22 protein-coding genes are annotated in these 24,095 nt (G+C 50.1%); 18 read left to right on the top strand and 4 right to left on the bottom strand.

All coding sequences use genetic code 11. The annotated features are described in order from the left end of the window. Window positions 1-103: 103 nt before the first annotated feature. From QMA09_RS02380 to QMA09_RS02410, 7 genes are all read left to right on the top strand, one after another. Window positions 104-1,594 carry a UDP-N-acetylmuramoyl-L-alanyl-D-glutamate--2,6-diaminopimelate ligase gene (locus tag QMA09_RS02380; RefSeq protein WP_135504204.1) on the top strand — a complete coding sequence of 497 codons (1,491 nt, stop codon included), beginning with the start codon at window positions 104-106 and terminating at the stop codon, window positions 1,592-1,594. Window positions 1,595-1,689: 95 nt separating this feature from the next. After that, window positions 1,690-3,072, top strand: a complete 1,383-nt coding sequence (gene fumC, locus QMA09_RS02385; protein WP_135504203.1) for a class II fumarate hydratase — start codon at window positions 1,690-1,692, stop codon at window positions 3,070-3,072. A gap of 466 nt (window positions 3,073-3,538) precedes the next feature. Further along, a complete protein-coding gene (locus tag QMA09_RS02390) occupies window positions 3,539-4,201 on the top strand; it encodes a Dph6-related ATP pyrophosphatase (protein WP_290211879.1) in 663 nt (220 codons plus the stop codon). Between the two features lie 5 nt (window positions 4,202-4,206). Further along, a complete protein-coding gene (locus tag QMA09_RS02395; RefSeq protein ID WP_290211880.1) occupies window positions 4,207-5,202 on the top strand; it encodes a GNAT family N-acetyltransferase in 996 nt (331 codons plus the stop codon). 159 nt (window positions 5,203-5,361) lie between these two features. After that, window positions 5,362-5,817 (top strand): CopY/TcrY family copper transport repressor, encoded by a 456-nt coding sequence (locus QMA09_RS02400; RefSeq protein ID WP_290211881.1) that lies wholly within the window; start codon window positions 5,362-5,364, stop codon window positions 5,815-5,817. A gap of 22 nt (window positions 5,818-5,839) precedes the next feature. Continuing rightward, a complete protein-coding gene (locus QMA09_RS02405; protein WP_290211882.1) occupies window positions 5,840-8,296 on the top strand; it encodes a heavy metal translocating P-type ATPase in 2,457 nt (818 codons plus the stop codon). 24 nt (window positions 8,297-8,320) lie between these two features. Then, the gene (locus tag QMA09_RS02410; RefSeq protein WP_290211883.1) at window positions 8,321-8,602 is read left to right on the top strand and encodes a glutaredoxin family protein; all 282 of its coding nucleotides are present in this window, start codon (window positions 8,321-8,323) and stop codon (window positions 8,600-8,602) included. A gap of 39 nt (window positions 8,603-8,641) precedes the next feature. Here the strand turns inward: QMA09_RS02410 and QMA09_RS02415 are convergent, their stop codons facing one another. Continuing rightward, window positions 8,642-9,688 carry a bifunctional glycosyltransferase family 2/GtrA family protein gene (locus QMA09_RS02415; RefSeq protein ID WP_290211884.1) on the bottom strand — a complete coding sequence of 349 codons (1,047 nt, stop codon included), beginning with the start codon at window positions 9,686-9,688 and terminating at the stop codon, window positions 8,642-8,644. A gap of 206 nt (window positions 9,689-9,894) precedes the next feature. On the opposite strand from QMA09_RS02415, the gene QMA09_RS02420 reads away from it, so the two are divergent. Together QMA09_RS02420 and QMA09_RS02425 are read left to right on the top strand one after the other, a co-directional pair. Continuing rightward, complete coding sequence (locus tag QMA09_RS02420) at window positions 9,895-10,593, top strand: ABC transporter ATP-binding protein (RefSeq protein WP_290211885.1); 699 nt, start codon at window positions 9,895-9,897, stop codon at window positions 10,591-10,593. Continuing rightward, the gene (locus QMA09_RS02425) at window positions 10,583-11,854 is read left to right on the top strand and encodes an ABC transporter permease (RefSeq protein ID WP_290211886.1); all 1,272 of its coding nucleotides are present in this window, start codon (window positions 10,583-10,585) and stop codon (window positions 11,852-11,854) included. The genes QMA09_RS02420 and QMA09_RS02425 overlap by 11 nt, the downstream gene beginning before the upstream one ends. 153 nt (window positions 11,855-12,007) lie before the next feature. Here the strand turns inward: QMA09_RS02425 and QMA09_RS02430 are convergent, their stop codons facing one another. Then, window positions 12,008-12,562, bottom strand: a complete 555-nt coding sequence (locus QMA09_RS02430) for a M15 family metallopeptidase (protein ID WP_135504185.1) — start codon at window positions 12,560-12,562, stop codon at window positions 12,008-12,010. Between the two features lie 103 nt (window positions 12,563-12,665). Between QMA09_RS02430 and nfsA the strand changes: the two genes are divergently transcribed. The 4 genes from nfsA (at window position 12,666) to QMA09_RS02450 (ending at window position 15,282) form a co-directional block, all read left to right on the top strand. Next, complete coding sequence (gene nfsA / locus QMA09_RS02435; RefSeq protein WP_290211887.1) at window positions 12,666-13,397, top strand: oxygen-insensitive NADPH nitroreductase; 732 nt, start codon at window positions 12,666-12,668, stop codon at window positions 13,395-13,397. Window positions 13,398-13,408: 11 nt separating this feature from the next. Continuing rightward, the gene (locus QMA09_RS02440; RefSeq protein WP_290211888.1) at window positions 13,409-14,023 is read left to right on the top strand and encodes an NAD(P)-dependent oxidoreductase; all 615 of its coding nucleotides are present in this window, start codon (window positions 13,409-13,411) and stop codon (window positions 14,021-14,023) included. A 24-nt stretch (window positions 14,024-14,047) separates the two neighbouring features. Beyond that, window positions 14,048-14,770, top strand: a complete 723-nt coding sequence (locus tag QMA09_RS02445) for an alpha/beta hydrolase (RefSeq protein WP_135504180.1) — start codon at window positions 14,048-14,050, stop codon at window positions 14,768-14,770. Window positions 14,771-14,862: 92 nt separating this feature from the next. Further along, window positions 14,863-15,282, top strand: coding sequence for a hypothetical protein (locus QMA09_RS02450; RefSeq protein ID WP_290211889.1), 420 nt, complete (start codon window positions 14,863-14,865; stop codon window positions 15,280-15,282). A gap of 53 nt (window positions 15,283-15,335) precedes the next feature. Here the strand turns inward: QMA09_RS02450 and QMA09_RS02455 are convergent, their stop codons facing one another. Both QMA09_RS02455 and QMA09_RS02460 read right to left on the bottom strand, forming a co-directional pair. Beyond that, window positions 15,336-15,590, bottom strand: coding sequence for a hypothetical protein (locus QMA09_RS02455; protein ID WP_290211890.1), 255 nt, complete (start codon window positions 15,588-15,590; stop codon window positions 15,336-15,338). Then, the gene (locus tag QMA09_RS02460) at window positions 15,587-16,744 is read right to left on the bottom strand and encodes a class I SAM-dependent methyltransferase (protein ID WP_290211891.1); all 1,158 of its coding nucleotides are present in this window, start codon (window positions 16,742-16,744) and stop codon (window positions 15,587-15,589) included. The genes QMA09_RS02455 and QMA09_RS02460 overlap by 4 nt, the downstream gene beginning before the upstream one ends. A 163-nt stretch (window positions 16,745-16,907) precedes the next feature. Between QMA09_RS02460 and QMA09_RS02465 the strand changes: the two genes are divergently transcribed. The 5 genes from QMA09_RS02465 to cydC all read left to right on the top strand — a co-directional run bounded on the left by QMA09_RS02465 (window position 16,908) and on the right by cydC (window position 24,069). Next, window positions 16,908-18,551, top strand: a complete 1,644-nt coding sequence (locus QMA09_RS02465) for an AMP-binding protein (RefSeq protein WP_290211892.1) — start codon at window positions 16,908-16,910, stop codon at window positions 18,549-18,551. A gap of 195 nt (window positions 18,552-18,746) precedes the next feature. After that, window positions 18,747-19,361, top strand: coding sequence for an NAD(P)H:quinone oxidoreductase (gene wrbA / locus QMA09_RS02470; RefSeq protein WP_135504173.1), 615 nt, complete (start codon window positions 18,747-18,749; stop codon window positions 19,359-19,361). A 208-nt stretch (window positions 19,362-19,569) separates the two neighbouring features. After that, complete coding sequence (locus QMA09_RS02475) at window positions 19,570-20,178, top strand: hypothetical protein (protein ID WP_356778820.1); 609 nt, start codon at window positions 19,570-19,572, stop codon at window positions 20,176-20,178. 463 nt (window positions 20,179-20,641) lie between these two features. Beyond that, window positions 20,642-22,366, top strand: coding sequence for a thiol reductant ABC exporter subunit CydD (cydD, locus tag QMA09_RS02480; protein WP_290211894.1), 1,725 nt, complete (start codon window positions 20,642-20,644; stop codon window positions 22,364-22,366). Continuing rightward, the gene (cydC, locus tag QMA09_RS02485) at window positions 22,363-24,069 is read left to right on the top strand and encodes a thiol reductant ABC exporter subunit CydC (protein ID WP_290211895.1); all 1,707 of its coding nucleotides are present in this window, start codon (window positions 22,363-22,365) and stop codon (window positions 24,067-24,069) included. Before cydD ends, cydC begins: the two co-directional genes overlap by 4 nt. The last annotated feature ends 26 nt before the right edge of the window (window positions 24,070-24,095 follow it).

Consider the following 24,095-nt stretch of genomic DNA (forward strand, 5'->3'; position numbering starts at 1 on the left):
GAAGAAACGGTTTGCGGTAGGGTAGGGAAATGATAGAATAATGTCATGACTATATTGGAGGGAATTTCAAAAAACGCATTAATTCTATACTAAGAGGTGTCCAATGAATATACAATTCGACCATATTCCGGAGTTTTCAATCATTGATCAGTTTGGACCTGAAAATCAGGAGATCAGTTCGATTGTATACAATTCCGCAGACTCGGCAGAACGCGCTGCGTTCTTCTGCGTAACTGGAGAAAATACAGACGGCCATCTTTATATTCCAGAAGCGTTGGAAAAAGGGGCATCAGCGATTATCGGCTCCGATTTAGCGGCGTTGACAAAATACGTACCGCTTTATCCGGATGTTTCGTTTGTCGCAGTAGCAGATGTGCGCCATGCGCTTGCACATGCTTCAATCCTTTTTCACGGCAGATCCCAAGACCGGCTGATCAAAGTCGGGGTCACTGGGACTAATGGAAAAACCACGACAGCCACATATGTTTATAACCTATTTAATTTGCTCGGGATCGCTTGCGGGTTCATCGGCACGACAGGCATCTTTAATTCCGATGGGAAATTCCCGTATAAAAAAAGCACCCCTACAACACCGATTTCTTCAGATATCCATCAAATTTTTTCGCAATTGGCGGCTCACGGCGACCAGGCGGTTTCGATGGAAGTTTCGTCGATTGCACTGGACCAAAAGCGTGTGGAAGGCATTAATTTTGATGTCGCCATCCATACCAATATTTCCGAAGAGCACCTGGAATACCACAAAACATTCGAACATTACCTGAAAAGCAAATTACTGTTGTTCAGCCAGGCGAAACACGCTGTCATCAATTTGGATGATAAAGGAATGGCACAGGAGATTTTAGCCGTCGTCAATTATCCAGGCCTGACTTACAGCCATTTTGAAGATTCCGGTGCAGATTTGATCTGGACGAGGCTGGAAGGTGCAGGGATGGGCATGCGCTTCGACCTTCATTATAAAGGACAGGTTTTTGACGTCCAAGTGCCGCTGTTCGGCGAATACAATGCGGCTAATTTAACGGCTGCTATCGGAGCAGCTTTATTGTCCGGCGCATCAATGGAGCAGATTATCTCAGTGCTGCCAAGAATGCCGCAGGTGGAAGGCCGTTTCCAGATGATTGCAGGCCCGGAAGGCCGGAAAATCATTTTGGACTATGCGCATACGCCGGTTGCGCTCGACTTGGTCATGCGTGAAGTGAAGAAGCTGCCCCATAAGCGTTTGATCACGCTTATTGCAGGCATCGGCATCCGTGATTTCGGGAAAATGCCGAAAATGGCAAAAGCGGCTGAAGGCAAGGCGGATGTCATTATTGTCACTGTTGACCATCCCGACTTCAACAACCCGGACGACGTCGTCAATGAAGTGCTCAAAGGGTTTACGGTCCCTTACAAACAGCAAGTCGTGCCAGTTCCCACCCGCCGTGAAGCGGTAATGGCCGCATTGCGTGAAAGCGGTCCGGATGACATTATCCTCTTGTCGAGCGGCTGCATTAATGGAGCCCAGAAGATACGCGGGGAATTTGTGCCGCATTCGGATGAAGAGATTATCGAAAGCTATTTCGAAGGATTAAAATAGCGTATTTCACTGCGGAAAATCCCTTTTTCCTGCCATCTTGTGTTTATAATATAGAAGAGAAGCTTTATAAACGACTTTGAATTGGAGTGAATGGAATGCAATATCGTACAGAGAAAGACACGATCGGCGAAATTCAAGTAGAAGCGGACAAAATGTGGGGAGCCCAGACTCAGCGCAGCGTCCAAAACTTTGCAATCGGCACAGAACGTATGCCGCATGAAGTCGTTATGGCCTTCGCGGAATTGAAAAAAGCGGCTGCCAAAGCGAACCATAAATTAGGCAAGCTTTCTGAAGCGAAAATGCAAGCGATCAGCGCAGCGGCGGATGAAGTGATTGCAGGTAAATGGGACGACCATTTCCCGCTTGTCGTATGGCAGACAGGAAGCGGTACGCAATCCAATATGAACATGAACGAAGTATTGGCGCGCCGTGGAAACGAAATCCTGGCGGAGCAATCGTCAGAGGAAAAACTCCATCCCAACGATGACGTGAACATGTCACAGAGCTCGAATGATACATACCCGACAGCTATGCACGTGGCGGGTGTTTTAGCGGTAACAGAAAACCTGATCCCGGCTATCCAAAAATTGAAGGCGACGCTTGATGAGAAGGCCCAGAAATTCAATGACGTCATCAAAATCGGCCGTACGCATCTGCAGGATGCTACGCCATTGACATTGGGGCAGGAGATTAGCGGCTGGAGACATATGCTTGAAAAGAGCGAACGCATGGTGCGTGAAAGCGTCGAATATATGCGCGAACTTGCTATCGGCGGAACTGCTGTCGGAACCGGCATCAACGCGGATCCGACATTCGGTCCATCGGTTGCTGACTTCATCAGTGAATCTGTCGGCACGAAATTCGTTTCAGCAGAAAACAAATTCCATGCATTGACGAGCCACGATGAAATGGTTTACACGCACGGCGCGATCAAAGCGCTTGCAGCCGATGCCATGAAAATCGCAAACGATGTCCGTTGGCTTGCCAGCGGACCGCGCAGCGGCATCGGCGAAATCACGATTCCGGCAAACGAGCCAGGAAGCTCGATCATGCCTGGGAAAGTCAACCCGACGCAAAGCGAAGCATTGACGATGGTAGCTGCTCAAGTAATGGGCAACGACGCGGCAATCGGCTTCTCAGCAAGCCAAGGGAATTTCGAATTGAACGTTTTCAAACCAGTTATCGCCTATAACTTCCTGCAGTCTGTACGCTTGTTGACAGACAGCTTGGTCAGCTTCAACGATCATTGCGCAGTCGGCATCGAGGCGAACCTGGATGTCATCCAGAACCACGTAAGCAATTCATTGATGCTGGTAACGGCTTTGAATCCGCATATCGGCTATGAGAAAGCGGCGGCAATCGCGAAGCAAGCTCATAACGATGGCTCGACGTTAAAAGAATCCGCAGTGAAAAGCGGCCATTTGACGGCTGACCAATTCGACGAATGGGTCCGTCCGGAGAACATGGTCGGCAACTGAATAGAAAAGAAAGGGCTGTCGAGAACTTCTCGATAGCCTTTTCATTTCGCTTCAGCCGGACGCTTTCCGCGGGCGCGGCTTCAGTCTCCTCGTCGCTTTGCTCCTGCGGGGCCTTCAGCTCACGCTGATTCCGCAGGAGTCGCCGTCTTCCGCTTCATTCAAAGGTGTTTCTTAATGACAAGTTATTTCTTTAATTGAAGAATTTCAAAGATACACCATTAGCAGTACAACATTAGTCACCAGATATGGAGCAAAATAGCGCCGACTCCCGCGGGATAGCGAAGTGCCGAAATCCACTCGGGCGCTAGCACGAGTTAGTTCGGTGCAAGCCCGCAGGAAAGCGGGGCTGTTTTGCGGAATATCGGCTATGCTGTCTTTGGTATAGCGTCGCTTCCTGCGCAGGGTTTTATTCGGCGGGCGTCGAAGTAGGTAGCGGAAAGAACAATCAGAAAAAAAGAGGTGCATGATGCAGAAAACATTTATGATGTCGTGGAGCGGCGGAAAAGATTCGGCTTTGGCGTATTACCGGGCAGTGATGGGCGGCAATGTGCCTGTGGTGCTGTTTACAATGTTTGAACCGGATGGAGTGCGTTCTCGGTCTCATGGCCTGCCGCTGGAAGTCATGGAAGCGCAGGCGGAACGGATGGGCTTGCCGCTTGTCATCGGCAAAGCGGATTGGGCAGGATACGAAGAAGAATTCATCCGCCAGCTGAAAAGCTTTAAGGCCCAAGGGATCGATATGGGCGTCTATGGCGATATCGATTTGGAAGATCATTTGCAATGGGTGCTGAAAGTGAGCGCGGAAGCGGGGATGGAAGCGAGCCATCCACTGTGGCAGGAGCCCCGCAAAGATTTGCTGCTGGAACTGGTGAGGGCAGGGTTCAAAGCTGTGATCACAGTGGTCGACACAACGCGCATGGATTCGGCATTCCTCGGCCGGGAATTCACGGAAGAGCTGATCGGCGAGCTGGAAGCGATCGGCATCGATCCTTGTGGAGAAGAAGGCGAATTTCATACAGTGGTTATTGACGGGCCGATTTTTGTTGAGGCGGTGCCGGTGGAATTCGGCGATAAAGTGATTAATGGAAACTACCATATGCTTGATGTAAAACTTCAAACCAAGGAGTGAGTGCAATGATTCAGTTTATGGGAATGGAAGAAAAGCACATCCGACAAATGTCCGCGCTGCTGGCGAAAAGGCAGGAGCGTGAACGCAAGGCTTTTCCTTATCTGCCTGCGCGTTTTGAAGAAATCGATGAAGCGGAAAGTGTGATCCGCAAAATGCTGGAACGGCCTTATGTCGGAGGCATTGTCGCAGTCCGCGGCATCGATGTGATCGGCTATTTGCTTTATGAGTTCAAGGAAAGCGCTGAACGCGGGCGCTATGTCTGGATGGGATACGAATCGATTGCGGTCAGTGAACATGAACATCCCCGGCTGGTAAGGCTTCTCTACGCTGACGCCGGAGCGGAGTGGGTGAAAAATGGCTATTTCCACCACGCATTGATGGTGCCGCTCGGTGAACAGAAATTGCTGAACGAATGGCTCGACCAGTCGTTCCATTTTGAGCAAAAATACGCGCTGCTGCCATTGGATAAGTACGAGCCGAAAGAAGTGACCCCCCAACCGCCGCTGAAAATCCGTCGAGGCACCCCGGAGGACGTGCAGCTGTATAAAAAGATGGCTTTGTGGAACAGCATCCACCAAACGGATGCGCCTTCGTGGAACCCGATTACAAAAGAAACGATGGAAGAAGTGAAAAAGGGCTATGAGGAACTGTCGGAAGAAGAGGATTCCTATGTCTGGATTGCTGAACAGGGAGAGCAGGTTGCAGGCTTCCACGTTTATTATAAAGACGGCGATCCATACAATTTGGTGATTCCCGAAAAATGCATCGAACTGCCAGCAGCATCGACCAACCCGGATCTGCGTGGGCGTGGAGTGGGAAGGACGATGGCTGACCATTGTTTTGCGGAATTGCAGAAAGACGGCTTCGAGTATATTTTCGCTGACTGGCGCACCGCCAATCACTTGGCTTCTTATTTCTGGCCGCGGCTGGGATTCGAGCCTTTCATGGTGCGGATGTCGCGCCAAATTGATCCGCGCATTGCTTGGGCGCATGGTCGGTAAAGTTTTCTTCCGGCACGGGGCGAAGGGCGTCTTGCGTTTTGAACTGCATTCCAGTTCAAAACGTTTTTTTATTTGCAATCAAAGTGATTGACAATAATTGATTACAAATGTAAACTAATTTTAATCGATTACAAGTGTAAATGAATGGAGGGTTCCAGAATGATAGAAGAGAAAGTGGAGATTACAGACGCTGAATGGGAAATCATGCGCGTCGTCTGGACGCTCGAGCAAGCCACCAGCAAAGAAATCATTGAAGTGCTCCAGGAAAAGAAAGATTGGAAGCCGGCAACGACGAAAACGTTTATCGGGCGCCTTGTCAAAAAAGGAATGCTGCTGGCAGCACCGCAAGGCAATAAATTCATTTATTCGGCCGGCATCAGCGAAGAAGGCAGTGTAAAAAGTGCGACGGACCGGTTATTTGGCCAGATTTGCAGCCGTGCAGCAGGCAAAACAATCGCCGATATGATTTCGAAAGCATTGCTCAGCCATGAAGATATACAGCTGCTGCAGGCGGCGTTGGATGCGAAAAAGAGTGAGGCGGTTGATACGGTTCCTTGTAATTGTATTCCCGGCCAATGTAAATGCAAAAAAGAACATAATATAAATTGCCACTAACAAGCAAGGAGTTGAGAGCGTAATGGAAAAAACATTGAATGTAGAAGGCATGACCTGTGCAGCGTGCGCAAAAGCGGTCGAACGAGCGGTCAATAAATTGCCCGGAGTAGACGAATCGAACGTCAATTTGGCAACTGAAAAAGTGAAAGTCGTTTATGACGAAGCGGCTGTTTCTGTGCAGGATATCCAAGATGCTGTCGAAAAAGCGGGATATAAAGCAAGTACTGACAGCGTCGTGAAAAGTTTTGTGATTGAAGGCATGACTTGTGCTTCCTGTGTCCAAGCCGTTGAACGAGCGACGCGCAAACTGCCGGGAGTGGCTGAATCGAATGTCAATATGGCCACCGAAAAAATGGTGATCCGCTATGATCCATCCGTTTTGGCCATCTCGGATATCAAATCGGCGGTCAGCGACGCCGGCTACGAAGCGCATGACGATGAATCGACAATCGATTCCGCTGATGAAGATCGGGAAAAAAAGCAGCAGCATATAAAAGAAATGTGGAGAAGGTTCTGGATGTCCGCCGCTTTGACTGTGCCGCTCCTACTCATCTCAATGGGGCATATGTTCGGAATGCCGCTGCCGTCAATCATCGATCCTGAAATCAACCACACGAATTTTGCCATGATCCAGCTGCTTTTGACCATTCCTGTGATGATCTTAGGGGCGAAATTCTTCACAGTAGGATTCCGCACTTTATTTAAAGGGCATCCGAATATGGACTCGCTTATCGCGTTGGGGACAAGTGCGGCGTTTGTGTACAGCTTGGTTGTCACAGCGTTCATGTTTGCCAGCAACGAGCACGCTGCTGATAACCTGTACTACGAATCAGCTGCAGTCATTCTGACGCTGATCACCTTAGGGAAATATTTTGAAGCCTTGTCAAAAGGCAAAACGTCTGAAGCCATCAAAAAATTGATGGGGATGGCGCCGAAATCCGCTGTTGTTTTCAGAGACGGCGAAGAGCGTGAAATCTCTGTCGATGAAGTGGAAGTAGGAGACATCGTCGTCGTCAAGCCGGGGGAAAGAATGCCGGTGGACGGAATCGTTACAGAAGGCACCACGTCTGTCGACGAATCGATGATTTCGGGTGAGAGTTTGCCGAGCGACAAAGCTCCGGGAGACGCCATCGTCGGAGCGAGCATCAACAAGAACGGTGCAATCCGCTATCGTGCGACAAAAGTCGGCAAAGACACCGTGCTCGCGCGGATCATCAAATTGGTGGAAGATGCACAAGGCTCGAAAGCGCCGATTGCCCGATTGGCAGACATCATTTCGGCATACTTTGTGCCTGTTGTCATCGGTTTGGCATTGATTTCAGGCCTGGCCTGGTATTTCGGCGGCCAGACAGCTGTCTTTGCGCTGACGATCACGATTTCCGTATTGGTCATTGCCTGCCCCTGCGCCCTCGGCCTTGCGACGCCGACTGCGATTATGGTCGGCACCGGGAAAGGCGCGGAACATGGCGTATTGATCAAAAGCGGTGAAGCGCTGGAAACCACCCATAAAATACAAACAATCGTCTTTGATAAAACAGGAACCATTACGGAAGGAAAGTTGAAAGTGACTGATATTGTGTTGGCTGACAGCACATTAACAGAAGAACAATTGCTGGCGCTTGCGGCGTCCGCTGAAAAAGGTTCTGAACATCCCATCGGGGAAGCGATTGTTGAAGCGGCAGCTAAAAAAGGGCTGCTTCTTGGCAAAGGCGAAGCGTTCAAGGCGATTCCAGGCCATGGTCTGGAAGTTGAGATAGACGGCCGCAAAGTGTCAATCGGCAATCGCAAGTTAATGGCTAGCCAAAATATTTCGCTCAGCGTCCTATCGGAAGCGGCCGACAATTTGGCGGGCCAAGGGAAGTCATTGATGTTTATCGCAGCAGACGGAAAACTGGCTGGCGCAATTGCTGTGGCTGACACAATCAAAGAATCGAGTGCCTTGGCGATCCGCCGACTGCAGAAAATGGGCATCGAAGTCGCCATGCTGACAGGCGATAATAAGCTGACAGCTGAAGCAATCGCCAAACAAGTCGGGGTGGACCGTGTCCTGAGTGAAGTTTTGCCTGAGGATAAAGCGGACGAAGTCAAAAAACTTCAAGCAGAAGGCAAAGTTGTGGCAATGGTCGGAGATGGCATAAACGATGCGCCGGCTTTGGCGCAGGCGGATGTCGGCATCGCTATCGGCTCCGGCACTGACGTAGCAATGGAATCAGCGGATATCGTGCTGATGAGAAGCGATTTGCTGGATGTCTTGACTGCAGTGGATTTGAGCAAATCCACAATCAAAAACGTAAAACAAAACCTGTTCTGGGCTTTCGCCTATAATATTCTGGGCATACCGGTAGCGATGGGAATCCTCTATTTGTTCGGAGGCCCGCTGCTGAGCCCGATGATTGCCGGCGCCGCCATGAGTTTCAGTTCCGTTTCGGTGTTGATCAATGCCTTGAGGCTTAAAGGCTTCAAACCGGCGGTTGCCTAAGATAACGTTGACGGAGGGATGAAGATGGGCGAAGCAATGGAAATGGTGCTGTATACGCGCCCCACCTGCAGCGACTGCCAGGATGCCAAGACCTATCTCGCGGTCCATGACATTTCCTACGAACACAAGGATGTCGAAGCGGCTAGGGAATTGGAGATCGATATGAAAGAGATATCCGGTAGCCGCATCGTGCCATTGTTCGCTTTCTATAAGAGAGGTTTGTTCGGAAAGCGCAGGCTGGAACACCATTTTATCGGCTTTGAAGAGAATAAGGAAGAGCTCAAGCGCTTATTTGCGCTCCTATAAGCAAAAGGCCGCTGCCCAATCGAGGGCAGCGGCCTTTTATTAGTCTTTCCGGAATACCCAGGCACGCTGGGCGATAAATCCGAAGATGAATAACACGGCGTCGACCATCACTTTGAGAATGACTTCTCCGCGGCCAAGCCATTCAGCATAGAGCAGATGGACAGAAGCCGCAGATACCAGCATGATAAAACCGGCCAGCAGATAATAGCGGTAAAATGACTGGCGGCTGCCTTGTTTGAACACTTTATTGCGGTTGATATAGTAATTGAACAGCGACGACAGCACGCGTGCTGCAATGGTAGCGAAAATGATGAACAGCTCGGGAGCTTCATCGCGCAGCAACTGGATGAAAATCCAATAAAGGCCGATATCCAGCCCGAACGAAGCGGCACCCGAAATTCCGTAAAGCAGGAACACTTTATAGATATGGAATGAATCTTTGAGCGGATTGAAATGCGACGATTTATTGGCATCAAGGTAGACGGTTTGGATTGGCACTTCTGAAATCGGGATGTAATTTTTCTTTAATGCGGCTAGAACGTTCATCTCGTATTCAAAGCGCTCGCCGAGGACACCGAGCAGCCGGGGCAAGTATTTGACCGGTATGCCCCGAAGCCCTGTCTGGGTGTCGGCCAGCACAGTTCCAGTGGACAGCCTGAACAGCAAGCGGGTGAAACGATTGCCGAAGCGGCTCCGGAAAGGCACTTCCTTATGGTTGAAATCCCGCGCCCCAAGAACGACGTGGTTCGGTTCTTCAGCCATTTCCCGGCTCAGTTTAATCATGTCCGAAACCAGATGCTGGCCATCGGCATCGGCGGTGATGATGGCATCGAACGGCAATTGTTCGTTGAGTATGTAATGGAATGCGGTTTTGAGGGCGCGCCCTTTCCCTTGGTTTGCAGCATGCCGCAGCACAGTGGCTTGCGGGATGGAGAGAAGGGAGCTGAAAAAATCGGCATATTCGGGGCCGCTGCCATCATCGACGACGATAATATGCGGAAAACCGGCAGCCAGTATGTCCTCAATCAAGTCGAGGCAATTGCTGCCTGGTTTATATGCTGGAATTACGACAGCAATGTGCATCATCTGCTTGTCCCCCTTTGCGCAATTTCAGAATGTGCTACGGCAATTCCACATAGTATATAAGGTTTTATATGACTAAATACTTAGTACTCAATTACCCTTATTCGATGGCTCTTACTCTATTCTTAAGGAATTCTTCAGAAAAGGCAGGACTGTTTGTTAAGATTTACCTCTTATACTAAAGGCAGGAAGTAGAAAGGGGCATAACAATGATTGAAATTAACACGCTATCCCATTCTTTTGCAATCGGCAAAAAAGGAAATGAACGCAAAATTCCAGTATTGGAAGAGATTACACTCCACGTCAAACAAGGAGAGATTGCCGCGATTTTAGGGAAAAGCGGATCGGGCAAGTCGACGCTGTTGAACATTCTGGCGGGCTTCATGGTTCCGGAATCCGGGGCGGTGGCAGTCGGAGGGCAGGAAATTTCTTCGCTGAAAGAATCAGAGATGGCAGATTTCCGGCTGAAGAACTTTGGCTTCATCTTTCAAAGTTTTCAATTGATGCCGGGGCTGAATGCCTTTGAAAATATCGAATTGCCATTGAAGATAAAAGGCATGAAAGCGCCGGAGCGGAGAGCGGTGGTGGAAAAACTGATGATGGAAGTCGGGTTGTCAGAAGTCGCCAGCCATTATCCGAATGAGCTGTCAGGAGGCCAGCAGCAGCGCGTCAGCATCGCTCGTGCGTTAATCACCAACCCGCCGGTTATTTTGGCGGATGAACCGACCGGAAGTCTCGACTCTGAAACAGAGCAGGAAATACTGGACTTGATCCGTTCGCTCAACCGCAATCTTGGCGTGACATTCGTGATCATCACCCATGATGATGAAGTGGCGGGAATTGCCAACCGGCAGTACCGGCTGCATGATGGGAAATTAGTGAAAGGGGTGCAGCGCCATGCAATTTAAAGATCAGCTCGGGTTTATCGGGCAGCACATGAAACGCAACAAACTGCGGGTGGCGACGACGATACTCGCTGCTACAATGGGCTGTGCTTTTCTCATTGTCCTGGCTTCAGTCGGCTTCGGCCTGCACAAAACCTTGTCGGATGATATCTTGGAAAACCGGACCGTAACGAAAATCGAAGTTCCTGGCAAGGAAGATTCGGACAGTGTGATAACGCCCCAGGAAGCGGAAGCAATGCGCGGAATTCCGCACGTCAAAGCCGTAGCAGAACGGAGCCGGCCACAGGCTGAAGGAGAAGCTCGTTTAGGAGAACGGAGCGCATATGCTGATTTGGTGTTTGTCCAGTTTGGCAATGAAGAAAAAGCAGGGCTTGCTTTATCGGATGGCGCCATGCCCGCTGCAGAAGGAGAAGTGCTGGTGGGCTATCATTTTGCCCAGTCGCTCGTAACGGAGGAAGAACAAGAAAACGCTGCCGAAGGGGAAGAGTTGGATGGTTTTGCCGGAAGTTTGGTGGGCCAGACTTTCGAAATCGAGCTGAAGCCATTTGAAGGGGAAGGTGAGCCTGTCACCCGGGAATTCACAGTAGCGGGAGTTACAGAAGAGCCGGCGAAAGACTGGATGATGGACAGCTCGATTTATGCGGATGCATCATGGAGTAAAATCATTGCAGAAAGCTTAGGGACCGAAGAGACGCCACGTGAAGTGCTTGTTTATGCGGACGAATTGCAATACGTAAAAGGCATCACGGAAAAGCTGAAAAAGGATGGCTATTACGTCTATTCCGTTACGGAAGAGTTGGGTTCGATGAACATGTTCTTCACCCTATTAAAAGCAGGGTTGATTTTTGTTGGAACGATTGCGATTTTAATCGCTTCAATCGGCATCTTTAATACGATGACGATGGCTGTGACAGAGCGTACGCGTGAAATCGGCGTCATGAAAGCGATCGGTGCACAACCGAAACTGATTCAGCGCCTGTTCCTTATGGAAAGTGCGGCAATCGGCATCATCGGCACCGTCCTGGCAGTCATCATTTCCTATGGCATCAGCATGCTTGCGAACTGGCTAGTGCCGATGATCGTCATGAGCTCGCTTGGAGAAGAAGAAACGGGGGATTTCAATATCCTGATTTCCGTTATTCCGTGGCAGCTGGTCGCGATTTCAGCAGCCATCAGCATCGGGGTCTCTATGATTTCCGGATGGCGTCCAGCGCGCAAAGCGACGCAAATCGATGTGATTCAGGCTTTGCGCCAGGAATTATAGGTGCTGCATACGGCAAATGCAGCTGTTGCAAGTAAATAAAAATACCTGCTAGCCATGCAGACATATACGATAAAACCCGCGCGATTCCATTGGAATCGCGCGGGTTTTTCGTGCTATTCAACAGCGCCGGTGTGATACGGTGATTGTCAGGGCCTAATCCATGACATCCTCGGGCCGGTAGCCTTCTTGCAGCTCTTTGATCGACAAGCCGAACGTCATTTCGAGATGCGGGTAATCCTTGAAACGCCGCCAATCGCCGCCCCATGAAAACCCGAGCTCTTTGCCGATGGCGGCCACTTCGAACCAGTCGCTCTCGCCATTGCGGTTCACGTCGCGCTCAATGTCCCAGACAACGCCGCCGTTGCCGTCGCGCAAAGCAAAGTCGATGGCAAGGCCGTAATTGTGGTACGAACCGCCGCCTTGTACTTGTGTCACGACATTGCCCGGCGCACTCCGCCCCTGGGCATGCAGCCGGTCCTGCTCATCGCGTGAACGGAACCCGTCGGTGATAATGATGTCGATGCCGGCTGCTGAAGCCAGGCGGACGAGTTCATCGCGCTTTTCTTCGATTATGGGATGCAAGCCCGAAGGCATCGGACGCTGCTTCAATTCTTCGCGAAACTCCATTTCCCGTTGAATCCATATAAATGAAAAACCGCCAAGGACCAATAAAAAAAGAACGGAAAAAGCGGTTTTAAGCTGTTTCAATCGTTTCACCCCTCTGCTTTTATTGTACCAAAAATCGTCGCGAGGGTATCTGCTGAAAGTTTTTGATAGGATAGAGGAAAGACTGGAAAGGGGCAATGGAGAAATGGTTATTGAATTGATGAAATCCCACGCATCCGTGCGTGATTACAAAGACAAGCAATTGAGCCGGGAGGAGCTAAGCGAATTGATCGAGGCAGCCCAGCATGCGGCAACTTCGCATTTTGTGCAGGCCTACTCGATCGTTTGGGTGACGGACCGCGACAAGCGCAAGAAACTGGGGGAATTGTCCAAAAATGTAAAGCAAATGGAAGGCGCTGGCGCCGTGCTGTTGATGTGTGCGGACTACAATCGCTTGAAACATGCGGCGGAATTGCAGGGCGGATTGATTGTCTTTGACCAAGCGGAAAACCTGATCGTCGCCGTGACGGACGTCGGGCTGCTGGCACAAAACCTGGCGCTTGCGGCGGAATCGAAAGGCTACGGCATCTGCTATATCGGCGGCGTGCGCAATAATATGCAGGCAATCAGCGATTTGGTCGGCTTGCCGGAAGGCGTGTTCCCTGTCTACGGGCTGACAATCGGCGTGCCGAACGAAGCCAATGAAGTGAAGCCGCGTTTGCCGGTGGAAGCGATTTTGCATGAAAATGACTACGACGAAGAAAAATACAGCAGCTTATTGCCGGCATACGATGCCACTGTGCAGAACTATTACGAAGCGCGCAGCACGAACCAGAAACAGGCGACATGGACGCAGCAGATGGCGCAGTTCCTGAGTACGCCAAAGCGTCCGGACATTAAAGAAGTGCTGGCGAAAAAAGGCTATCATTTTAAATGAGGGGGATACCTATGGAAATCGCGATTTTTGGTGCAACTGGCCGTGTCGGCGAACAGATACTGAAACAGGCCCTTGCTGACGGGCACCATGTCAAAGCACTCGTGCGCTCAACAAAACTTGAACCGCACCCGAATTTGGAAATGATCGTCGGCGACGTGCGCAAAGCCGAAGACGTCGAACGCGTGATTGCCGGCACTGGCGCAGTTTTCAGCGCAATCGGAACCGGCCGCACGACCACGCTTTCGGAAGCTGCGCCATTGATTGCGGCCGCGATGAAAAAGCATGGCGTCTCGCGCATCATTGCCATCGGCACAGCAGGCATCCTCGACAGCCGGCTGTCACCGGGGCTGCTGCGCTACCAAGGCGGCGACTCCAACCGAAAATTGACGTTTGCAGCTGAAGAACATGAAAAAATGTACCGCGAGCTGGAAAACAGCGCTTTGGATTGGACAATCGTCTGTCCAACCTACCTGCCAGATGGCGAAGCACGCGGCAATTACCGCACAGAAAAAGATCTGCTTCCGGAAGGCGGCAAGGAAATCACGGTGGGCGACACGGCTGCGTTTGCCTATAACTTGCTGGCGCATCCGGAATTCCTGCAGCGCCGTGTCGGCCTTGCGTATTAAAAGGACAGCGGGGAGCTGGAATTTATGGTGAAATGGAGCGTCCGGTTATTGCTGGCAGCTATCGCCGTGCTTTTGGCGGCAATTGCCGGTTTTGTGATTTATGCGCAATTCGATTATGGGCCAAGCGCTGAACTGAAAGAACGCGTCGCTGTTGATGCGCTCGAACGGGACGGATCCGGCTTGATTTTCCAGCCGGAAAAACCGAACGGCAAAGGCGTCATTTTGTACCAAGGTGCGAAAGTGGAAGCTGCTGCATACGCCTATCTGGCTGAAAAGCTGCAAGCCGCAGGCTACACGGTAGCCATACCGGACATGCCGCTGAAATTTCCAATCCTCGCTGCGGGCAAAGCTGACGAAGTGATCGCGACTTATCCGGCAGTCGAAAAATGGTTTATCGGCGGGCATTCCCTTGGCGGCGTAGCCGCTGCCCAGTACGCAGAAGAACATCAGGACGAGCTCGCCGGCCTTTATTTTCTGGCGGCCTATCCTGTTGGTGATTTTGCGTTGAGTGATTTGCCGATGCTGTCGGTGTCTGCGGAAAACGATGGCTTGACGCTTCCGCAAGACATCAAAGAACGGCAGATGCTGTTTTCGGCGAACAGTGAATTCATTGAAATAGCTGGCGGCAACCATGCCCAATTCGGCTTGTACGGCGAGCAGAAAAACGACTTGCCCGCCGCCATCAGTCCGCTCGACCAGCAAGACCAAGTGGCCCAGGCTTTACTGGACTGGATGGCGAATAAATAAAAGCACATGATTTTTGAAAAGCGCATTGCATGCATAATAATCATCAAAAAAGGGAATAAACCAGTAAATGACACTTTACCGGAGGGATTTCCGTGGCAGAACTGATGGATAAGGAACAAGTGCTGATGGCCTATTACGCCCAATATTACCGTGAGGCTTCAACAGATGAAGTGAGAAAGCTGGACGCCAGGCTTTCTGAAGGATTGGGCGAGGCGCGCTACGCAGAATTGATGGAAGAATTGATCGATGAAGGATTGGCTATCGGCATGGCAGAAGTGGAAAAGCGGGAACAGCAAGGTTCTCCTGCACCTATGGCGACAAACGAAGGGATGCTCTACATAAACAATGTGTTGAATCTGCAGTCCTACGCAGTGGAAGAGAATCAGCTCGATTACTTGCAAAACCATCTGGAGACAAGTGGATTGGAATTGACGCTTGAACCTGTCAAAAGTTACATCCAGGAAGTTATCGATAAAGAAGCGGATGAAGAACCTAATTCCAACCGTCCTTGAACAGAAACGCATAAAAAAACCGCCTTTCCGAAATGGAAAGGCGGTTTTCGCGTTTACAGGCCCAAGACGAAAAATGCCAGAAAGATGGTGAGGACCACAATGGTATTGGTGATTGCCGCAGTCCGTTTTGAAACCGGTTCGTCCAGTGAAGGGATACGGTCGACGACTTTCATCATAACGAAAATAAGGCCCGCAGTGAGCAATAAAGTCACCAAAAGATTCATATCGTACACCCGGACGTCGATAAAGCGGATCAGCACGACCGAGAAGGCGAGGATCATGCCGTTGACAAGATTTTTCTTTTTCATAAGAGCTCCTTTAATTCGTTTTCAAGAAAAGGTTTGGCGGAAAGCAGCCCGGTGAATTCCTTGTAGCGCTGGAATTGGCCGGGTGCAGGCTTGCGTCCGGTTTTATAAGCGCGGATTAAAATGTTCTTCGGTGTGTTTTCGATGTCGATAAACTCCACCAATTGTGTTTCATAGCCGACAAGCGACAGCAGCTCCGCGCGGATGGAATCCGTCGCAAGTGCGCTGAAGCGTTCTTTGATCAAGCCGTGCTGGAGCATAAGCCCAAGTTCCGGTGCATCGATTTGGCTATTCAATTCGTGCTGGCAGCAAGGGACGCTCAAAATGACTTTGGCGTTCCACTTTACGGCGCGCGACAACGCCATATCCGTTGCGACGTCGCAGGCGTGCAGCGTGACCACCATGTCCACTGCCGATTCTTCATTGTAATCGTTGATGTCGCCGACCAAAAACTCCAGTTGGCTGTAAGAAAGGTCGTCGGCAATGCGTTGGCATTCCTCAATGACTTCTTTTTTCAAATCGAGTCCGGTGACGCGCAGGTCAAGCCCTTTTTCGACGCGCAAATAATGGTACAAGGCAAACGTCAAATACGATTTCCCGGAACCGAAATCGAGAATCCGCACGGGCCGGTCTTTCGGAAGGTGGGCAAGCGCATCGTCGATGAACTCGATAAAACGGTTGATTTGGCGGAATTTATCGTATTTCTGTTTTTTCACGCTGCCATCCGGATTTTGGACGCCAAGCCGCACGAGGAATGGATAAGGGATGCCGTCCTCCAGCAGGTAGCGTTTTTTGCGGTTATGGGAAAGTTCAGCGGCTTTTTGCGCCGTTTTTTCCGTTTTCCACGACACCTTGAATTTCTTCGACAATTGGAGTTGCACTTTTTCTTCCGTGAACTGGAAGAGTCCTTGCCGGAAATCTTCGAACAAAGACTCGAGCTTCGCAGCCGCTTCCTGCATCGACAGGTTTTCATGTTTCAGTACATGTTCAAACTGATATTCGAATTGGATGAAGTATTGATTTTTGATTTCCACAGGCTTCAGTTTAATGCGTTTGATGCTATTGGATTTTAAGCGCGGCTGGCTGATCGTGCCCGCTACCAATTCCCGCTGGCTGATGCGGGCTGTCAATTCTTCGTTCATAGTTTGGATGTCCATTGGATTTCCTTTCGTTGCACATAATGCTTCCATTTTATCATGGCTGGCTCGAAAAGGGCGATTGGAGCGTTTGGAAACCAGGGCTTTTGCCAATCACATAATTTGGAATTTTGTGATAAAATCAAAAGTGGATTGATAACGTTTACATCGAGGGGGGATGGAAGTGGCTATTTTACAAAAAACGGTCGGACAAGTCGTGCGTGAGCAAGCGGCGCTGCATCCGGACACAGAGGCATACGTCTATCCGGAGCATGGCATCCGGAAAACCTATCAGGAATTCAACGAGGAAACGGATCGCCTCGCAAAGGCATTTATGGGAATGGGCATCGCCAAAGGGGAGCATGTTGCCATCTGGTCAGACAATAAGCGTGAATGGCTGCTGAGCCAATTCGCAACGGGCAAGATGGGCGGTGTCTTGGTAACTGTCAACACAAGCTACCAAGCGAGTGAATTGGAATACTTGCTGCAGCAATCCGATGCCACGACCCTGATATTGGGGGAGGAGTTCAAAGGCTCGAATTACATCGACATCCTGAACGCGGTATGCCCGGAGCTGAAGACAGCCGAAAAAGGCGCAATCGAATGCAGCCGGCTGCCCCATTTCAAACGGGTTATCGTCATGTCTGAAAGGAGCTATCCTGGCACCTATACGTGGAGCGAGTTTGAAGCTTTCGCGAGCGGCGTTTCGGACGGGGAACTGGAAATCCGCTTCGAGTCGATGGAGCCGGAAGACGTCATCAATATCCAATACACTTCCGGTACGACAGGCTTTCCGAAAGGCGTCATGCTGACGCATTTGAACGTGGTCAATAACGGGAAACTGGTCGGCGATACGATGAACCTGACGGAGAAAGACCGGCTGTGCATTCCAGTTCCGTTCTTTCATTGCTTTGGCTGTGTGCTTGGAACAATGGCAGCGGTGACACATTCATCCACGATGGTCATTGCCGAACAATTCGAACCGAAAAAAGTGCTGCAGATGGTTCAGGATGAAAAATGCACGGCCCTTCACGGCGTGCCGACGATGTTCATAGCTGAGCTCAACCATCCTGATTTTAAATCATTTGATACCTCTTCCCTGCGTACAGGCATCATGGCCGGTTCGCCATGCCCGATTGAAGTCATGAAGAAAGTGATCAGCGATATGGGGGCATCGGAAATTACCATTGCTTACGGCCAGACCGAATCTTCTCCGGTCATCACGCAGACGCGCGCTGATGATGACATCAAAAAGCGGGTAGCGACTGTCGGCAAGCCCCATGCAGAAGTCGAAGTGAAAATCATCGACCCGGCAAGCGGCGACAGTGTGGCTGCCGGTGTGCCAGGCGAACTTTGCACGCGAGGCTACCATATCATGAAAGGCTATTATCATAACGAAGAAGCGACCCGTGATGCCATCGACAGCGAAGGCTGGCTGCATACGGGCGATATCGCGGTCGAAGACGAGGACGGCTATATTGCCATCACCGGACGCATGAAGGACATGGTCATCCGGGGAGGCGAGAATATCTACCCGCGCGAAATCGAAGAATTCCTTTACCGCCATCCAGCGATCCAGGACGTCCAAGTCGTCGGAGTGCCGGATCAGAAATACGGGGAAGAGCTGATGGCGTGGATCATTCTCAAGGACGGCGAAAAACTGGATGCTGAAGGATTGCGGGAATATTGCACCGGCAAAATTTCCCGCCATAAGATACCGCGCTATTTTGAATTCACGAAGGATTATCCGATGACAGCATCCGGCAAAATCCAGAAATTCAAGCTGCGGGAGCAAGCGGCGGAACTCAGCCGGAGAACGGAAGTCTAAAACACAGGCAGGAAACCAGGCGCGCAGCACCTGGTTTCCTGCTTTTTTGAACTTCCGGACAGTTTTTTGCGCAAGCCGATTGTTTAAAGAAAGCCGAATGCGGGGAAGATAGGAAGAGAAGAGCCATCTCAAAGTCGAGATATTTCCCGTTTACAGCAGCAGTCCCGGACTTGATGCAAAAAAGGAGAGAGAATAATGGCAAATGTGAAATTGGCAATTATCTATTACAGCTCAACAGGCACTAATTATAAAATGGCAAAATGGGCAGAAGAAGCCGCTGCGTCGGTTGGTGCAGAAGTGAAATTGGCGAAAGTGAAAGAAAATGCGCCACAGCAGGCTATCGCATCGAATCCGGCTTGGCAGGCACACGCGGAGGCGACAGCCGACGTACCGGAAGCGGAAGTGGATCTGCTTGATTGGGCAGATGCCATCATCTTCAGCATCCCGACGCGCTTTGGCCATGTTCCGTCCCAATTCCAGCAGTTTTTGGATTCGACGGGCGGCTTATGGGCGCAAGGCAAATTAGCCAATAAAACCGTCAGCGCCATGTCATCTGCACAAAATGCTCACGGCGGACAGGAAGCAACGGTCCTCGCGATTTACACAAGCATGTTCCATTGGGGAGCCATCGTGGCTGCGCCGGGCTATACGGACGAATCGCTGTTTAAAGCAGGCGGCAATCCTTACGGCACAACCGTTTCTGTTGACCAGGACAATAACATGGTGGAAGACGTGGAAGATGCCGTGAAGCACCAGGCGAAGCGCACTGTACAAGTGGCTGGATGGATGAAAGACGGACAAGGCAAGTAAGGGATTCGCACATCTGTAGACACGGCAGGCGGACTCGACGCGAGTCCGCCTGTTAATATTCTAGTGGACAAAGGAGCTGAAGGCAGTGGAATGGCTCAGCTTATTATTTGTAATCGGTTTTGTATTTATCCATCTATTTTCAAAGAGAATGAAGCTCATGAAAGTCTTGCCGCGAAGCCGATTCCTGTCGATTGCAGGAGGAATATCCGTGGCTTACGTTTTTCTGCACTTGCTGCCAGAACTCGGTGTTTTTCAGGAGGAGCTGGAAGGCGAAGTCGGAAATGAAGGCTGGAGCTTTTTAGAAAGCCATATTTACCTGGTCGCTATGCTTGGGCTCATCATCTTTTATGGACTGGAACAGATGGTGAAATCGGCTAAACGGCGGCAGGCGGATATTCGAGAAGAAGGCGTGGAAGCCGGAGTTTTCTGGGTTCATATCGGTTCTTTCACGCTCTATAATGCTTTAATCGGCTATTTGCTGGTCCGTGAACATTACGATTCGGCATGGGGCATGCTATTCTTTTTCATCGCAATGGGCGTCCACTTCATCACGAATGATAAAGGGCTGCGGGCGGCGCATAAAGAAGAGTACGATCGATACGGCCGCTGGCTTCTGGCCGCTGCTATCCTGGTTGGGTGGGCTTTTGGGCTGGTATCGGAAGTCAGTGAATTGACGGTGTCGATTCTTACCGCATTGCTTGCAGGCGGCATCATCCTCAATGTCATGAAAGAAGAATTGCCAGAAGATCGCGAAAGTAGTTTTGTTTCTTTTTGCTTAGGTATAGTTGGTTACTCTGTCTTATTATTGATATTATAAATAATTTAACGCTAATTAATAGCGTTTGATTTTAATTTTTGATATGATTGCTTGACCAATACACGTACAAAGAACGACTTCTCCAAATTCAATGAGCTGGGGTGTTATCAGTGATTTCACAAGAAGAAAAAATAGTTTTTGAATGTGAACTGAATAAGCTTAGCCATGAGTATCGGAAATGTCAAAATGACCTCGTGAAATCACAGATCAAAGAAGACATTATATTTTTGTATGCCGTGCTTGAAAGACCGCCAGAACAGAAATCCGAAAAAAAATAACCCTAATTTTGAAAGCCGCTGGAATGTCCAGCGGCTTTTTTGCGTTTCGCTGTAAAATCAGTGCTTTGTGAACGTTTCCTGTAACAAAATGGAGAATTAACCGCTTCAGCCATGCGTGGGAAACGGCAACAAAGGGCAGTTGCTTTATAATGGAAGCATGAGCAATCGAAAGGGAGAATGGGACAATGGAGTTGAAACAGCTCGCATTTGAACAGAGAAAATGGATGGTTCTGCTAACGGCGGCATCCCTTGCAAAAGGAGCGGCAATGGTCGGGCAAGCCTTGTTTTTTGTGCTCGCCGTCAATGGCGTTTTTCTTGAAGATGCTGCGTTTGCCGATATCACACCTTATTTATATGGGTTATTGGGCGCCATTTTGCTGCGTGCCTTCTGTGGCTATGCAATCGGCCGCGCAGGAGTCGAATTGTCGACTGAAGTGAAATTGAAGCTGCGCCGGCAATTGATTAGCTCGTTTGCAGCGGATCCGCTACTGGCTTCGGAACATGGCCAGTCAGGCCGGAAAGTGAGTTTGCTTATGGACGCAGTTGATGAAGTAGACGGCTATTTCAGCAAATATATCCCGCAAATGATCCAAACTTACATCATTCCGATTGTGCTGCTTGCGGTCATTTTCTACCAGCATTGGATAACGGGGCTGATCATTTTGGTAACAGCGCCGTTTATCCCGGTATTCATGGCGCTCGTGGGAATCCGCACAAAAGAAAAAGCGGATGAGCAGATGGAAAAACTGGGGCAATTCTCAGGGACATTTTTGGACGTCCTTCAAGGCCTTACTACATTGAAACTGATGGGACAGGCGGACCGCCAGCAGAAAACCATTAAAAAGAGCAGCCTCGATTTCCGGGATTCCACGATGGAAGTGCTGAAATCCGCCTTTTTATCTTCGTTGATGCTGGAATATATTTCGATGCTGAGCATGGGGATCATTGCGCTTGAAATCGGGCTGCGCCTTGTCGTATTCGATAGCCTGACTTTCTTTACAGCATTTTTCGTCATGATTCTCGTTCCGGATTTTTTCAATATGCTGAAAGATTTCGGGAGTGCGTTCCATACGGGCAGAAGCAGTGCGGCTGCGGCTGGCCGTTTATCGGAGGAGTTAACGAAAAAGACGGAACCGGTCCGTTTTGGAAACACCGAATTGGCATTGCAAGGCCCTGGCCTATTGGAACTGGAGGAGTTGGAATTCCAATACGGCGGTGGATTTTCACTTGGCCCCGCTACATTGGAGATTCCCCCGTTCAGCCAGGTCGCATTCATCGGCAAAAGCGGTTCGGGAAAAACAACGCTGCTGCATGCGATAGCCGGTTTGCTGCCGCTGACCGGTGGCCGTCTGCTGGTGGATGGAATGGACAGACAAGATATATCGGAACAGTCCTGGTTCAGCCAAATGAGTTATATTTCCCAAAACCCCTATTTATTCGCTGGTTCTATCAAAGAAAACATCGCTTTGGGTGCAGGACGTATAGTGGCCGATGAAGAAATTATGGCAGCTGCAAAACAAGCGGGAATCGCTGAAATGGTCCTGTCTTTGAAACAAGGCTTCGATACCCCGGTAGGCGAAGCGGGGAGAGGGCTGTCCGGAGGGGAAAAACAGCGCATTGCTTTGGCGCGGGCCTTCCTAAAACAACCGTCCCTCATATTATTCGATGAACCGACAACTGGGCTGGACTTAAAAACCGAACGAATTTTACAGAAATCCATGGCCGAGCTCGGCAAAGGTGCGACTGTATTGATTGTTGCCCACAGGCTCCACACGATCAAAAAAGCAGATATGATTCTCGTTCTGGATAACGGAAAACTTGCTGGAACCGGCTCGCATTCTGAATTATTGAGTTCTGAGCCGCTGTACCGGGAAATGATCGAAGCGCAATTTGGAGGTGTCCTGCAATGAGCGGATTGAAACAAATATTATTTTTGACTCTCCATGAAAAAAGAGATGTTGCGCTCGCGGTATTCTTCGGCTTTCTGGCAGGCGTCGCAGGCGTTGCGCTTCTCGCTTCCAGCGGCTATTTGATTTCACGTGCGGCGCTGACTTCGCAGATGACGATTTTGATCGTCATGGGCGCGTGCCTGAAATTATTCGGACTGGCTTCCGCTTTGAGCCGCTATGCGGAAAGGCTGTTTTCACATCGCGCAACATTTACGATGCTCAGCAATTTGCGTTCGTCTTTCTTCGAAAAACTATCGCCGTTGGCACCGGGCATCTTCAGCCAGTACCGAAGCGGCGATTTGCTGGCGCGCATCGTCGGCGATGTTGAGAGCCTGCAGAATTTTCTGCTGCGCGTCCTGTATCCGCCAATCGTGCTGCTTCTTGTCTTTCTCAGTACGATTTTCTTCAGCGCCTACTTCTCTATGGGGATTGCAGCCGTCATTGCCATCGGCGCATTCTTGACGGTTTTTGCAGTGCCTGCGGTTTTTGCAATGCGGCAACGGGCCATTCACAATGCTGCACGGGCAAGTCGCGCATCGCTTTCAACAGAATCGGCCGAGCTGTTGCACGGCTTCCGCGACTTGAAGATCAATCAGCGGCTTGAACAAAAGCAACAGCAATTGGAGGATTTCTCCGGTGATTATGGAAGCCAGCAGCGCAAGGAGGGGCTTGAAGAAAACTTGAGCCAGTCGGTGAATGGATTGGTTGCCCTCCTCGCGTCCTTTTTTGTACTGGGCCTCGGCGCGTATTTTACAGCTGCAGGCGAATTGGATGGTTTATATCTCGCCATGCTGGTGATGATCTCGTTGGGGGCATTTGAAAACGTCTCTCCGATGGCAGCATTTCCGGCTCATTTCGAGGAAAACCGAAAAGCGGCGAGCCGTTTGGATGAAGTTGCGCCAGCTGCACCAGTCCTGAAAGGGGATGGACAGCCTCCTCAATGGCCGTTCGTTATCACGCTGGACAACATCAACTTCACTTACAGAGGGGAAGAACGTGCTGCTTTAACCGATATCTCCCTGCAAATTGAGCCGGGTACGAAAACGGCAATCGTGGGTCCGAGCGGTTCCGGCAAATCGACACTTCTTCAGCTCTTATTGAATATCTTGGAACCGGATGAAGGAACGATCCGGCTTGGCGGGCGTGAGCTGGCCGAATTGGATCAGGAAAAAGTATGGGAAAGCATGAACGCGGTGCTCCAGGAAAACCATTTCTTCTTTGGGACGATTAAGAGCAACTTGCTGATTTCCAATGAATCGGCATCCGACGAACAATTGGAAGCGGCGCTGTCGCAAGTCCAACTGGCTGAATTTGCGCTGTCGATGAAAGTCGGCGAAAAAGGCCAAAACTTATCAGGCGGCCAAAAGCAGCGCTTGGCTATTGCCCGGGCAATAATTCGGAAAAAACCGCTTTGGATATTGGATGAGCCGCTTTCCTCGGTAGATGGGGTTACGGCACAAGCTATCTACTCGGAGCTTTTCAGCCGCGACAAAGAAGAGTCTTTCATCATTGTGAGCCACGATTTAGCTGCCCTTAGCCAGATGGACCAAATCATTGTTATGGACGGCGGCAGAATAGTGGAAAGCGGAACATACGAAGGATTGATGGAGAAAAAAGGTTATTTCTATGAATTGAAACAAATTGAAAAAGATGTTTTTGCCTAGAAAAGGCATGCCGCGTTTGACCAGCG

Origin of the sequence: Planococcus sp. APC 3906 (assembly GCF_030407685.1) — a bacterium.
GTDB lineage: Bacteria > Bacillota > Bacilli > Bacillales_A > Planococcaceae > Planococcus > Planococcus koreensis.